Genomic DNA, 14785 nt, shown 5'->3' with positions numbered 1-14785 from the left:
AAGGAAATTCCAATTATTTACTCATATTTATTTTTTAAACAAAAATTAATTTAATTCGTATCCATATTTTAAACAAAAATTAATTTAATGAGTCTGCAACTTGGAACACTGGAAGAAATGATCCTGATCATTCTCCTCATGAAGGATGAAACATACGGGGTGGAAATTGCTAAAGAATATAAGAATCAACTAGGGCAATCAATCTCCCTACCTGCCATTCATGTCGTGTTGAAACGTCTGGAAAAGAAAGGGTTTGTGAATTCACGAATGGGAGAATCTACTCCAGAGCGCGGTGGCAAAGGCAAACGTATGTACCAGGCAACTAATAAAGGCTATGAGGTTGCCCAGGAGATTCAGCATGCTCGCACCAAAATATGGAGTACCATTCCTAAACTGAACTTTAGCATCGCATGAGTGCTGAAAAACATCCACCAAAATGGGCTTTGCGACTTCTTGAATTTTTTTTACGTCCGGACTATGCTGATGAAATACAAGGAGATATCACAGAGGCCTATTACTGGAGAATGGAAGAAGAAAGCCGCTTCAAAGCACACTTTAAATTCATCCTGGAAGTTCTCAAGTCACTCAAACCAACCAATCTCAAATCATTTTACCACTTATCCCTCAATACCATGATTTTCCGAAACTATCTCAAGGTCGCTTTTCGATCCCTTCTCAAAAGAAAGTCTACTTCGTTCATCAACATCTTCGGACTTTCGGTTGGCGTAGCAGCATTTATCTTCATTTTTCTCTACACCAATCAAATACTCACTTTTGACGACTACCATGAAAACAAGAATCGGATATTCATGGTGTACAAAGAGCGCATCACTCCCGATGGTACGCAAGAGACTTATGATACCTGGGTACCGATGAAAGATCGATTAACAGAGAGCTATGAGCAAATCGAGGCAGCAGCCAGAATCTATGATTCAGAAGCCCGAATAAAAAAGAGCAATCAATACATAGAGGAAGACATAATTTATACCGACGCATCACTATTTGAAGTTTTTACTTTCCCGTTGCTTCATGGAAATCCTAAGGATGTTTTCCCGAACAAAAACTCTATTGTACTTAGCGTGGAAATGGCCAAAAAATACTTCGATAAGGAGAATGCGATTGATGAAGAATTGGAGATTTTTCTTCCTGACGAGGACACAACCTTTCGCTTTAGAGTTTCTGCGGTTATTGCTGAAATTCCGGAAAACCTGACGCATCAACCTGATTTGATGATTGAAATGGAGGCGCTACCATTCTATGGTGACTTTGCCAATGAATGGGGAAATTCCTTCTTAGATACATACATTATGTTGAAAAATGGCGGAGATGAAGCTCAACTCGAATCAGCATTCCCCGAACTCGTAGAATCCATTTTCGGAATGGAAACACGTGAAAATACAAACTTCAAACTTCTCCCAATGGCAGACTTTTATGATACGTTCATCGGGAATAAAGCCAATGCACGCACCCTCCTTTGGATCGGAATTGGCATCCTTTTTATTGCCATTGTCAACTTCATGAATCTATCCACCGCACAGGCCTCTAAGCGAGCGAAGGAAATCGGATTACGAAAAGTGCTTGGCGCTTTTCAGGGACAGCTCAGAACTCAGTTCATTACCGAGGCTTTTGTGATGTCGCTCTTTGCCACAATTATTGGGGTGGGACTGGTGCTTTTACTCATTCCAAGTTTTAATGCATTTTTTGATGTCACCATCACCTTGGAGGTTTTCAGCTTATCTGAAATTATAATGATGATACTCGCACTTGCAATTGTGCTTGGCCTATTGAGCGGAAGCTATCCGGCATTCTATCTTTCATCCATTGGTGCTATCGAAGTATTGCGTCAACGACTCGGATTTGGCGGAACCAAATTCAGAAATGCGCTGGTGATTGTGCAGTTTTCAATCGCGCTTTTTCTGATTGCATGTACGCTGATTGTTCGCAATCAAATCAACTTCATGACTCAAAAGGAAATGGGGTTTGATAGTGAAGGGTTAATGGCAATTAGAGCCTCGCCGAGTGATTTTACAGATAGTGAAGTAGGGATGAATAAAATCAACACATTTAAAACCGAGCTTGCAAGCAAACCCTATGTGAAAGAAATTACTAAAAGCAGGCATGTTCCCACCTTCTGGAGCAGGAGTTTCACATTTGTACGTCCTGATGAATGGACTGGTGACCCACTTCGAATGAGATTCACGTTTTTAGACGCCAACTTTTTCGACACCTATGGAATTGCAATAAAACATGGTAGCAATTTTCTACCTGACACAGAAGGTGACCAGCGATTGTCTGTGATCCTCAATGAAGCTGCGATAAAAGCATTCCAGTTTGACCCAAACGAACAAAATGTCGTTAGAGTTGGAGAGACACGTTTAAATGTGGTAGGTGTCGTTGAAGACTTTCATTTCGAAACCTTGCAAAATGAAGTGGCGCCTACACTAATGCTTCATCGTACTGCAGAAAGTGGTGCGCATAGAAACATCAGCATTAAAATGGACATGTCCAATTTGGTAGAACGTATTGAAGAAATTGAAGCAATGTGGAATGACCTTGGATCAACCCGAGAGTTCACCTATTCTTTTATGGATGACCGAATGCAGATTCTTTACGAAGATGAGGAGCGATATTTGGGAATGGTCACCATGTTTTCGGTGATTTCCATCGTAGTAGCTTGTCTTGGGCTATATGGACTTACCCTATTCATCATTGAGAAAAAACGAAAGGAAATCAGCATTCGAAAAGTGCTTGGCGCAGAGGTTAGTACAGTTTTGAAGTTGATTTTCGGAGAGTTTACCAAATGGGTGGCTATTGCCTTTATCATCAGTGTTCCAATTGCCATCTACTTTGCCGATGACTGGTTGCAATCTTATTATTACCGAATTGATATTTCCTGGCTCACATTTGGACTTGCATTGGTGATTGTGCTTGCTCTGGTGATCTTAACGGTTGGTTATCAATCACTAAAAGCAGCTTCGGCCAATCCAGTTAAGTACCTGAAGGATGAGTAACCCAAAAGATCAGGCTTAATTATTTAAATCAATAATTTGCCTTATGTTCTTTTCATCTTCACCAAAGAAGTTCTGGCTATAAAAATGCTAAGGATAGCAATAGCTGTCCCGACCATGAAAGGAGCACCTGGAAAATAAATATCATTTTCTACATTGGTATAGTAGCGAAATACGCCGGTCATCAGCAGAGGCCCTACAATGGATGTGAGGGTCATGATACCGGCAATTCCGCCCTGCAACTCACCCTGTGCGTTCTTTGGTACCTCCCCTGTCATAATGGACTGAAGGGAAGGACCCGCCAACCCGCCAAAAGCATAAGGTATAATGACCGCATAGACCATCCAGCCATGTGGGACAATACCCATCATAAATAAACCAAAAGCGTTGAATAAGAAACCGGTGTAAACTGCATTTACCTCACCAATTTTCTTCACAATCGGGCCAACCAATCCTCCTTGTACAATAGCCACCATGACACCTACGAATGTCAGTGACAACCCAATATCCTGTGGAGACCATCCAAATTTTTCAGAAGTAAAATACGACCAGTTGGTATGCGTAGCATTGGCCGCCACATAGATGAAGAACATGCTAAGCAGCAAACCAACAATTTTCTTATAACTAAACACCTGCTTGAATGTGCCGAGTGGATTTGCCCGCTTCCAGCTAAAATCTCTTCGATCTTCTTCTTTCAATGATTCAGGGATGATAAAATAACCGTAAATCATATTGAGGAAAGCGAGTCCTGCAGCAAGCATAAATGGAATTCGGGTTCCAATCTCGCCTAGAAATCCACCCAAAGCAGGTCCCACAATAAACCCTAAACCAAACGCCGCTCCTATCATCCCAAAGTTCTTAGCTTTATTCTCAGGCGTGCTGATATCAGCAATGTATGCGTTGGCTACCGTGACACTACTCCCGCAAATACCAGCAATAACCCGAGCCACAAAAAACCAGGCAAGTGTTGGTGCAAAAACGATGATCAAATAATCGACCCCCAAACCGAACAAAGCAATCAGCAATAATGGTCGTCTTCCGTATTTATCACTTAGTCCTCCAAGGATTGGAGCAAAGAAAAACTGCATCACACCATAAGTAGCAATCAAAGCTCCACCGATAAAAGATCCTTCACTGGGATTGAGTCCGGCCACCTCATTAAACAGCTTAGGTAGAATGGGAATAATCAAACCAATACCGATAATGTCAATCAGCACCGTGGCAAAGATGAAAATGATTGCAGCTTGTTTTTTTTTCACTTGTGGGTCTTTAATAGGCGGACAAATATCGAAGAATAATTAGCACTATTGCCGTCTATACAAATTTGATTTTCTTGGAGAGTCTATTAAATCGCCACATATTAAACACGCCAGCAATGGTCAACCCTAGTGATAGCGCATACCAAACACCGTTTACACCCCAATCTAAAATAAAAGCAAAAACATACCCCGTAGGTATCGCAATGAGCCAGTAAGACACAAACGTGATGATGGTCGGAATTTTCACGTCCTGCAGACCTCTCAAAACTCCAAGTCCTACCGCTTGTACTCCGTCTGAAATTTGGAAAGCAGCGGCAATAATTAGCAGCACAGATGCCATTTGTTGTACAGCTTCGTTTTCTATGTACAATGCCGGAAGTTGATTTCTGAAAACAATAAAAATCATGGCGCAGGTACCCATAAAAATGGTAACCAGACCAAAGGAAGAGAACCCGGCTATCCGCAAATTACGTCTGTCTTTTAACCCCATTTGATTCCCAATTCTAATCGTTGACGCAGCAGCTAAACCTGTTGCAGCCATATAGCTGATAGCCGCCAAATTCAAGGCAATGTTGTGAGCAGCTAATGCTTCAGCACTGATCCACCCAACCATGATTGCAGCGGTAGCAAAAGCCCCAACTTCAAACACATATTGCATCCCGGACGGCACTCCAATTCTTAGCAATTCCTTTATTCCATTCCATTTAAACTTCCACTCAAAACCAACACATTTTTTTCGAATCCACCAGATCATCAAAGCAAACATGAGAACCCTGGCCATCAAGGTAGCAATACCAGCTCCGTTCAGGCCTAAAGCAGGAGCACCCAACTTTCCGTAGATCAGCATATAGTTGAAAAAGACATTCAGCAGGTTTGCGAAAACAGAAACAATCATCGGGCTAAATGTGTCAGACAAACCTTCAGCATATTGTCGAAAGGTTTGGAAAATCATCAATGGAATAAGTGACCCACACATGATCACCAGATATGGACCAGCAGCCTGAGCAACCGGAACTTCTTGTCCGAAATAATGCAGGAAATGACTGGCGAAATATCCAAGTGCAAACAAGATAAGACCTAAGCCCAGATTCATAAAAAATCCATCTTGCAGATACCTCAACAACTTGCTGCTGTTTTTGACATCAGCGGCAGCTACTTTGGGTGTTATGGCATAGCTTACTCCAATTCCAAATAGCATCAGAATATGATAAATGGTACCTGCAAACGTTGCAGCAGCCAATGGAATCACCCCGAGTCTACCCACCATGATACTATCGGCTACACCTACCATGATGTGACCAAGCTGACCGATGATCACAGGTAGGGAGAGGACAATATTTTTACGCAGATGTTCCTTGAGAGTCATGAGTGATTTCAATGAAGTCGCAAGGTAATAGCATCAAATGCAATCAGCCAATAAGAAATGTTTTTAAAGATTGAGTATTCTCGCCAACCGATAAATAGCCGCCACACTCAGGCTGTCGGTTATCTCACCTCGATCACACATTGCAACTGCTTCTTTGAACGGAAGTTTCTTGATTTGCAGGTCTTCGGTTTCTTCAAATTCCGTTTCACCGTCGGTAAGATCTTCTGCCAGATATGCAATACCGACTTCATCTGTTACAGAATTGGACGTATGGATTTTACAAATTTCAGTCCACTTAGAGGCAGTTAGGCCGGTTTCCTCTTTCAGTTCTCTCTTCGCTGATTCTAGTTTTGGAATTTCCAGCGGCCCTCCCCCCATCGGAATTTCCCAAGAGTATTCATCCAGTGTATAGCGATGCTGCCCTACCAACCAGGTATTTTGATTTTCATCTAAAGGAATGATGCCCAGTGCCCAGTTTTTATAGTGAACTTTTCCGTAGATGCTTTGACCACCTCCCGGATTCGTCACATCATGTTCGGTCAACGATATCCATGGGTTTGAATAGATTTCTTTGGAAGAATGGGTGATCCAGGGTTTTTTGTGTTGCATGAAGCAAAAATAAGATTCGTCATTGCGAAATGCTCCATTGAGCGGATGAAGAATTTTATCCTATTTTTTCCAGTTTGTCTGCCAGCCACATTTTAATCAATGATTGACGAGTAACCCCAATCCTTTTTGATTCTCGATCCAACGAATTAATCATCCACTGTGGAATATCCACATTGACCCGCTTTTGCTCCCAATTTGGATGGCGTACATTTTCAGTATCAAAAAAATGTAAGACATCTTCTTTTCCTTCATCAAAAAACCTATCGATTTCGCTTTCGTATTCTTCTTTCTTTTTCATAGAGCTCTATTTCCTTTCGTCGTGATCTCCTTGCACTTATCACTCTAATTTTTCCATCTCTTAGAGTGAATACACCTGACCAAAATTTAGAATCAACCTTCCCGATTACCATATACCTTTTCTCATTTTCATCTCTCGCATCAATAATGGTTAAATCCTCATCTTTCCACAGTTCCTGAGCTTCCTCAAAATCAATTCCATGTTTTTCTTTATTAGAATTGCTTTTTTCAAAATCAAACTCAAAAATCACACAATAAAGGTATATTAATTATACCTAAATAACCATTATTTTATTGAAAGACCCAACTCCTCTCTTATCTCCCGATCCTTATTACTGTTCTTTCCCCAATACGCAGACTTTATCGAATTAATCCGTTTGGCTTTTGTGGTTAGTAACTCTGGCTCACCAAATCCACTCATATAGGTTTCCTCCCAGCCAAGGATTGTAAAAGGAAAATTCGGCTCATAGTAGATGGATAGCTTTCTGTTTTCGTATTCCAGCGTGTAGATATGATGCGGCTCATCAGAAAATTCTGAGGTATGAACTTTTAGCTTTGAAGCTATTGCTGTTTGAGGTCTGCTTTCCTGATGCCTCAATCGCAAATAAAATGTGGATGGTAACAATTCTAATTTCCCGATAGGCAAGGTCTCAGGATTGAATCGAATGCGTGACCAGAACTCATCTTCAAGAGGCACTTTCGATATCGCCTTTACCACATCGCCTTCCGATTCAAAATACGAATATCCGTTGAGCATATATGATTCTTTTTTAAGATTGAGCTGCATGAAGGTATGCCCACACCATTCCTGAGATGAAGTGGTCACTTTAAAAGGGTCTGGATATTGATCATATGAAACCGGGGTGAATGTGCTCATCATCATGGAGTACGGATATATGCCCGTTAGAAATTTCTTTGTCATATTGAGTTTCATCACACTTACATTATCAGCACTCTCATCACGCCAATCATCCAACTTTACTTGCTTGCTCTTTGAGAAAGGTTCAGTCACAAACACCATCACAGCTTCGCCTTTATGGATTTCTCCATACCTAGCCTGTTCGAGGCTGTAGCTTGTGATCTCGGCTTCACCAGCGTACCAGTAATCATTGAAATCAGTTGGTTTTTCAACTATCTTTTTTCCATCTTTTGTCTCCTGCGAGTTTGATGGAACACAGGCTACTAGCGAAAGAATCAGTACAGAAAATATTAATTGCTTCATAACCTATATAAAACCAAAGACCAGTGATTTGTTCCAATGATGGAGTAGCTACTTTTGCTGCATGAATTATCTATCGGTTGAAGGGCTTAGCAAGAGTTACGATGAAAAGAAGCTTTTCGAAAACATCACGTTTGGTTTAGATCAGGGACAAAAAGCAGCCCTGGTAGGCGTGAATGGTACAGGTAAATCTACACTTATGAAGGTGATTGCCGGTATTGAAGCGCCGGACAAAGGCATTGTTTCTTTTCGTAAAGGGCTCACTGTTTCGATGCTCCGCCAGCATCCGGAGTTCAATGAAGAAGATACGATTCTTGAGTCTGTTTTTTCAGAAGACAAGGAAGAACTCAATGTCATTCGTGATTACGAACTGGCGATGTATAAAACCGAAACAGACCCTGCAAATGCCCCTGACTTAAGTCCTATCCTTGAAAAGATGGATACGCTCAATGCCTGGGAATATGAGCATCAGATTAAAGGACTGTTAGGAAAGCTTGGAATTCACAACCTCGATCAAAAAATGAAAGACCTGTCCGGTGGACAGAAAAAGCGAGTTGCCATTGCTCAGGCACTGGTCGTAGATCCCGATGTGCTGATTCTCGATGAACCTACCAACCATCTGGATTTGGAATTAATAGAGTGGCTGGAAAACTATTTAGCTACTGCCAACCTTACCCTTCTGATGGTCACGCACGACCGCTATTTCCTTGATCGGGTGACGAATGAGATTTTCGAAATCGAGCATGGAAAAATCTACCGATATAAAGGAAACTACAGCCAGTTTCTGGAAAAGAAAGCCGAGCGAATGGAGATGGAGGCTTCTTCAATCGATAAGGCTAAAAATCTTTTCAAGACCGAACTGGAATGGATGCGTCGACAGCCAAAAGCCAGGGGCACCAAAGCAAAGTATCGGGTAGATGCATTTCACGATGTGAAAGCCAAAGCACATAGCGCCGTTCAAACCTCGAAGATGGAAGTGAATCTGAAAGGAGAGCGTCAAGGGAAAAAGATTCTGGAGCTTCATCACATTTCCAAATCTTTTGAAGACCTCAACCTTGTTAAGGACTTTAGTTATGTCTTTAAGCGTAGAGAAAAGATTGGCGTCATTGGGCCAAATGGAGTGGGTAAATCCACATTCCTCAACATCCTTTCTCAAAAGCTGAAGCAAGACTCAGGTGAAATAGAGATTGGTCAAACCACCAAGTTTGGATACTACACCCAGGATGAAACCGTCTTCGATCCCAATAAGAAAGTGCTGGACATTGTCAAGGAAGTCGCCGAATACATCGAGTTAGACAATGGAAGTCAGGTTACAGCTTCACAGCTGTTGAATCAATTTATGTTTCCGCCAAAAATGCAGCACAACTTCGTGGGTAAACTCAGTGGTGGAGAGAAACGAAGATTGCAGTTATTGCGAGTTTTGATGGCCAATCCAAATTTCCTGATTCTGGATGAGCCTACGAATGATCTGGACATTACCACCCTGAATGTATTGGAAGATTACCTGCAAAATTTTGCCGGATGTCTGATGATCGTTTCTCACGACAGGTACTTTATGGATCGATTAGTTGATCACTTGTTTGTCTTTGAAGGCAATGGAAAGATCAGAGACTTTCCTGGCAACTATACCGACTATCGGGAGAAGGAAGGAGTGCCTGTAGCGGAGATGCCGAAGCAAGAAAAGACCAAAGTGTCGGAACCCGTAGTTGAAAAACCAAAGGGCAGAAAACTCAGCTACAACGAACAGCGGGAACTGGATCAGTTGGATAAAGACATCCCAAAGCTGGAGGCAAAAAAAGCAGAACTTCAGGAATCACTCCTGAATGAAACAGAATATGACAAGTTGCAAACCATTAGCAATGAAATCAAGGTAATTGAAGGAGAGCTGGAGAAGAAAGAGATGCGGTGGCTGGAGTTGAGTGAAGTTTAGTTAAAATTGTGATGCAATTACTTTTAATTTTTCGGAAGATATCGGTTTTGATATAAAGTCTACAACAATATTTGTTTCAAGTGCCCTGCTTTTGTCTTTAGGATTAATGGAAGAGGATAACATAATAATTTTTGGCTCTTTGTCTTTAAACCCTATTTCAAGAAATTCATTTATAAAATCCCATCCATTTTTTTCTGGCATATTGACATCTAAAAAAATTAGTTCGGGTAGGCTAGTCTGATTATTTCCATCACTTAAAACATGAATTGCAGCATCTACTGTAGTTTGTACTATGATTTCATCAGCAAATCCCGCGTGTTCGATCACCGTCTTATTAATTACGTTGACAATATCATCATCATCAATTAGTAATACCTTCTTTAATTTTTTCATCAACCTTTTTGATTTGGCAAATCAATTTCGAAAGTAGTTCCTTCACCAAGTGTAGATTTTACTTTAATAGATCCGGCAAGCTTTTCAACTATCTCCTTTACAATATAAAGCCCTATACCACTGCCCTTTGACTGTGCAGAAGCACGATAAAACATTTCAAAAACTCTATCCTGACTTTCATTTTTAATGCCTATTCCATTATCCTCAACTATAATAATTGCATGATTATTTTCTGATTTAACTACTATCCTAACTAATGGATCCTGTTTGCTTAAATCGCAATACTTGATGGCATTGGAAAGTAAATTGGAAAGTAAATTATCTAATCTTTGACGGTCAGAATAAAAATCAAATTTTAATTTAACATCAACAACCTTTCTAATCAGATCTGAATTATTCATAAAACTCAATCGTGAAATACACTTCTCAATAAGGTCTTCAAAATCAATAAGTTCTGATTGTACCCCCAGTTTTTTATTATGCGTATATGCCACTATTTCTTGAATAAATAAATCAAGTTGAACAGTGCTCATTCTCATTAGTTGTAAATACTTTTCTTTATCCTTATTACTATCAGTCAACTCCATCAGATTAAGTAATCCCATAATTGAAGTTAATGGTGCCCTTAAATCATGAGAAGTACTATAGACAAATCGATCCAGTTCTTCATTACGCTTTCTTAATTCATTATTTGCTTCAAACAATTCTGAAGAACTCAGGTCCATAATTCGATTCAAAAGCGCATATTCCTTATCATGTGAATCAAATGCATCACTAATGGAGTCTAGAAGAGGGTGCATTTTTTTTTCTATATAGGCTTCATCACCCATCTCCCTCCTAATAATCTTTTTTAAAGACTTATTCCAACCCTCATTCATACCATTTCTTTAAAGGTTGTAATTGTCATTGTCTGATTGTGTAGTTCGCATTTAGTAGACTTTACAATCGGTGAAATTTCGCCATATGAATAGAACCCTGCTGTTATGGTATCTTTACCGAGTAATTCTTTGACCATTTCGACTTCTTCTTCTATTCTAGCTCCGAGTGCGATTTTTCTTCCAACACAACTTATCAATATTGCAAGATCGGGTTGGAATGATCCAAAGTCTGACATGCTGATCCCTGCAGCTTGTGAAGCTCCATCAATTAATCGCTCAAAGTTTGATTTCATCATTCTTGCGACTGAACCTTCAGGTATGTCGCCAGCAAACGTCATACTCTTTTGCTCCTCGTCAATTGATAATACAGTACGAACAAGCGTCTCAGTATCGTTTACTTTTATGCTAAGAGGAAAGAGAAGTGCGGATCCAGGTAATTCATCAGCTAAATCTCCTAAATACAATTTATAAAGGTCTAAAGCAGACTTTCCATCCAACTCATATAGAACGTTGCTTTTTGATCTGGTTACCAGCCGTTCTGGACCAAAAGTATCCCACCCACCTTTTGCCGCATGGCCAACCTTTAAATTATCTCCGTAAAAACCGATTCCAACTATTCGACCTTGCATAGGTGCTTCATTCAAACCCACTAGTGTAGATTCAAAATTAGCTCCATCTCCTGCAAGTCCTCCAGTTACGATATTGGTATCAGACGATATTTCACCCAATGCCCTCGTTAGTTCACTTCCATTTACGATATGACCGTCTGATATAACTAAAGTGTAGGATAAATCCTGCGCCTGCAGAATCTTCATCAACTCAATCCCCGCCTCAAAGCTTTCACTCGTTTTGGTAATCTTTACAGAGTGAGATTTTATTGCTGTCTTTTCCAAATAAAGCGCAGTAGAATTAATTGTTCCCTCACTGGTCTGATCACCCAATATCTCACCAGCAGTTGAACATGTCACTATATCTGCATTCGGATAAAAATTCCTTAATTCATCAAATCGGGACTGATTACTTAACTCACCCTTATCTCCGAATACTAAAACAAGGTTAGCGGATGATGACAGATTTTTATCAATAACACTTTCCCAACCAATCTCATTTGTCCAAAGTTTTTGCTCGATTTTCATTATGCTAGTATTGATTTATTTGAATTTACCCAGATTCATATTCATTTATAAAATGATTCGATTACTAAAGATTATCAATAGACCAAATCACATTATGAATACAAATGTTTTTAAAACCTGATTTTAAGATCGATTAAATCAAACTATCATGCTGTGGTTATTAATCAGTACCTAAGTTCATTTATACCTTTTATCAACATTAAATAATCAAATAAGTTTACCTTTGCGCCCACAAACAAGGGGTGCCGATCCCGTTTGCAAAAACGAGACAAGGCTGAGATCATACCCATAACCTGATCCGGATAATGCCGGCGTAGGGAAAGGCTTAAAAGCCAGTATGATAACCAATGGTGGGAAGTCCCCGCTTCCCGGATGGTTAAATGTTTTAATTTTTTATCAACATGAGAGCTTTATTATTGTCGGCAACACTGCTGCTGGCGGGTTTTGCGTTTTCGCAAGACAGTTTAAAAACACAGGAGTTGGATGATGTGATTGTCTATGCTACCCGAGCAAATGAAAACACGCCAACTACCTATTCGGAGATTTCTAAGGACGAAATCAAAAATGTGAACCTGGGCCAGGATCTGCCCATTTTATTAAATCTATCACCGTCTCTGGTCACCACATCTGATGCCGGGGCAGGCGTTGGCTATACAGGTTTGCGTATTCGAGGTAGTGATGCTACTCGTATTAATGTGACCATAAATGGTATTCCTGTGAATGACTCAGAATCGCACGGAGTATTTTGGGTGAATATGCCTGATTTTGCATCATCGGTAGACAACATCCAGATACAAAGAGGTGTAGGGACATCCACAAATGGTGCTGCAGCCTTCGGTGCTTCGGTAAACCTCCAAACAAACGTACCATCGCAGGATGCTTATGCTGAAGTGAACAACAGTTTTGGTTCATTCAATACTCGAAAGCATACTCTGATGTACAATACCGGATTGTTAAACAACAAGTGGTCTTTCGAATCCCGATTGTCAAAAATTGCCTCAGATGGATATATCGATCGTGCAGAATCTGACCTGCAATCTTACTTCTTGTCCGGGGGGTATTATGGTGACAAGACCATTGTCAAAGCATTGGCATTTGGTGGACATGAGGTCACTTATCAAAGCTGGTGGGGCACACCTCAGGCTGTACTGGAAAATGATCGGGATGGCATTGAAGAGGTCATTGCTAATAATGGCTATACCCAGGAGCAGGCTGAAAACATTCGTACAGCAGGGCGAACTTTCAACTACTATTTGTACGACAATGAAGTCGACAATTACAAGCAAGATCATTACCAGCTTCATTTCTCACATCAACTAAACGACGCGTTAACATTTAATGCTGCCGGCCACTACACCTACGGTCGTGGTTACTTTGAGCAATTCAGAAATGACGATGACTTCTCTGATTATGGATTGGAAAATGTGGAATTGGGTGATACAACAATTACTTCCACAGATTTGATCAGAAGAAGATGGCTGGATAACGATTTCTATGGAACTACTTTTTCATTAAACTACCTGAAGGATGATTTCGACATCACTTTAGGAGGAGCATGGAACAAATACGATGGGGATCACTTCGGTGAGATCATCTGGGCGCAATATGCCAGCAACAGTGACATTCGTCACCGATACTATGATAATGTTGGTCTGAAAACGGATTTCAACGCATACCTAAAATTCAATTACCAGCTAAATGATCTCAACTTGTTTGCAGATATGCAAGTGAGAAATATCGACTATGAAACGGTTGGAATTGATAGTGATCTAAGAGCGATTAGTGTCGGAGGTGATTACACGTTTTTCAATCCGAAAGTGGGAGCCACATATACTCTGAACGAAACCTCGAATGTCTACGCGTCCTTTGCAGTTTCAAATCGTGAACCAGTACGAAATGATTTTGTAGATGCTCCTAATGGTGTGACACCCAAGCACGAGACCCTTAACAATCTGGAAGTTGGGTATCGCAAGTTTGGTCAAGCATTCTCAATCCAGGCCAACTATTATTTAATGGATTATAAAAACCAATTGGTACTCACCGGAGAGCTTAATGACGTAGGATCAAGCGTTCGCCAGAATGTGCCGAATAGCTACCGTACAGGTGTTGAATTGGTAGGCTCATACAAGCTTACTGATCAATTGCAGTGGGAAGCGAATGTGACCTTGAGCAAAAACAAGATCAAAAATTTCACAGAAATCCTTTACAACTACGGACCTGGCTGGGATGAATTCAACGTTGAAGAAACACAGTTAAAGGATACTGACATTTCATTTTCTCCGAATGTAATTGGAGGCAGTCGATTGACCTTCTCGCCAATTGATGGGTTTGAGGCTTCACTCATGAGTAAATATGTGGGCAAGCAATACCTTGACAATACCAGCAATGACACACGAAGAATTGATGCTTATTTCGTAAACGATTTTCGACTGAGTTATGACTTCAGCATGCCATCCGTAAAAAATGTGAATATCAGTCTATTGGTGAATAACATTCTGAGCGAAGAATACTCATCAAACGGCTACACGTTTGGATATGCCGCCGGATCGTATGTAGTTCGAGAAAACTACTACTATCCTCAGGCAGGTAGAAATTTTCTGCTTGCATTGAATTTGAGGTTTTAAGGTATCCTGAAGCAAAGTTTGAAATCAAAACTGTGTGATTATACCACATATAGTTGGAAAATGGAT

General features: G+C 40.5%; 13 protein-coding genes. 4 read left to right on the top strand and 9 right to left on the bottom strand.

Annotated features, from left to right (window positions below):
* Nucleotides 1–87 precede the first annotated feature (87 nt).
* The gene (locus tag CHB71_RS03395) at nucleotides 88–414 is read left to right on the top strand and encodes a PadR family transcriptional regulator (protein ID WP_089355464.1); all 327 of its coding nucleotides are present in this window, start codon (nucleotides 88–90) and stop codon (nucleotides 412–414) included.
* Nucleotides 411–3011: an FtsX-like permease family protein gene (locus CHB71_RS03390; protein WP_089355463.1), complete on the top strand. Its 2601-nt coding sequence runs from the start codon at nucleotides 411–413 to the stop codon at nucleotides 3009–3011. Before CHB71_RS03395 ends, CHB71_RS03390 begins: the two co-directional genes overlap by 4 nt.
* A gap of 41 nt (nucleotides 3012–3052) precedes the next feature.
* Here CHB71_RS03390 and CHB71_RS03385 read toward each other — a convergent pair whose 3' ends face one another.
* The 6 genes from CHB71_RS03385 to CHB71_RS03360 form a co-directional block, all read right to left on the bottom strand.
* The gene (locus tag CHB71_RS03385) at nucleotides 3053–4267 is read right to left on the bottom strand and encodes a TCR/Tet family MFS transporter (protein ID WP_089355462.1); all 1215 of its coding nucleotides are present in this window, start codon (nucleotides 4265–4267) and stop codon (nucleotides 3053–3055) included.
* 55 nt (nucleotides 4268–4322) lie between these two features.
* On the bottom strand, nucleotides 4323–5633 hold the full coding sequence (locus CHB71_RS03380; RefSeq protein WP_089355461.1) for an MATE family efflux transporter: 1311 nt from the start codon (nucleotides 5631–5633) through the stop codon (nucleotides 4323–4325).
* A 63-nt stretch (nucleotides 5634–5696) separates the two neighbouring features.
* Entirely contained in the window at nucleotides 5697–6242 is a 546-nt protein-coding gene (locus CHB71_RS03375) for an NUDIX domain-containing protein (RefSeq protein ID WP_089355460.1), read from the bottom strand.
* Nucleotides 6243–6297: 55 nt separating this feature from the next.
* Nucleotides 6298–6540, bottom strand: a complete 243-nt coding sequence (brnA, locus tag CHB71_RS03370; protein ID WP_089355459.1) for a type II toxin-antitoxin system BrnA family antitoxin — start codon at nucleotides 6538–6540, stop codon at nucleotides 6298–6300.
* Nucleotides 6503–6790, bottom strand: coding sequence for a BrnT family toxin (locus CHB71_RS03365; protein WP_089355458.1), 288 nt, complete (start codon nucleotides 6788–6790; stop codon nucleotides 6503–6505). The genes brnA and CHB71_RS03365 overlap by 38 nt, the downstream gene beginning before the upstream one ends.
* A 35-nt stretch (nucleotides 6791–6825) precedes the next feature.
* Entirely contained in the window at nucleotides 6826–7761 is a 936-nt protein-coding gene (locus CHB71_RS03360; protein ID WP_089355457.1) for a hypothetical protein, read from the bottom strand.
* A gap of 61 nt (nucleotides 7762–7822) precedes the next feature.
* Between CHB71_RS03360 and CHB71_RS03355 the strand changes: the two genes are divergently transcribed.
* Nucleotides 7823–9688 carry an ABC-F family ATP-binding cassette domain-containing protein gene (locus CHB71_RS03355; protein ID WP_089355456.1) on the top strand — a complete coding sequence of 622 codons (1866 nt, stop codon included), beginning with the start codon at nucleotides 7823–7825 and terminating at the stop codon, nucleotides 9686–9688.
* Here the strand turns inward: CHB71_RS03355 and CHB71_RS03350 are convergent, their stop codons facing one another.
* Genes CHB71_RS03350 through CHB71_RS03340 form a run of 3 tightly spaced genes read right to left on the bottom strand, consistent with a single transcriptional unit; the run spans nucleotide 9689 to nucleotide 12095 of the window.
* Complete coding sequence (locus CHB71_RS03350; protein ID WP_089355455.1) at nucleotides 9689–10081, bottom strand: response regulator; 393 nt, start codon at nucleotides 10079–10081, stop codon at nucleotides 9689–9691.
* A complete protein-coding gene (locus CHB71_RS03345) occupies nucleotides 10081–10959 on the bottom strand; it encodes a sensor histidine kinase (protein ID WP_089355454.1) in 879 nt (292 codons plus the stop codon). The genes CHB71_RS03350 and CHB71_RS03345 overlap by 1 nt, the downstream gene beginning before the upstream one ends.
* On the bottom strand, nucleotides 10956–12095 hold the full coding sequence (locus CHB71_RS03340; RefSeq protein WP_089355453.1) for an FIST signal transduction protein: 1140 nt from the start codon (nucleotides 12093–12095) through the stop codon (nucleotides 10956–10958). The genes CHB71_RS03345 and CHB71_RS03340 overlap by 4 nt, the downstream gene beginning before the upstream one ends.
* A 401-nt stretch (nucleotides 12096–12496) precedes the next feature.
* Between CHB71_RS03340 and CHB71_RS03335 the strand changes: the two genes are divergently transcribed.
* Nucleotides 12497–14719, top strand: a complete 2223-nt coding sequence (locus tag CHB71_RS03335; protein WP_089355452.1) for a TonB-dependent receptor — start codon at nucleotides 12497–12499, stop codon at nucleotides 14717–14719.
* The last annotated feature ends 66 nt before the right edge of the window (nucleotides 14720–14785 follow it).

This window comes from Ekhidna lutea (assembly GCF_900188325.1).
GTDB lineage: Bacteria > Bacteroidota > Bacteroidia > Cytophagales > Cyclobacteriaceae > Ekhidna > Ekhidna lutea.
The sequence above is the reverse complement of the archived record's forward strand: the minus strand, read 5'-3'. Positions and strand labels throughout refer to the sequence as shown.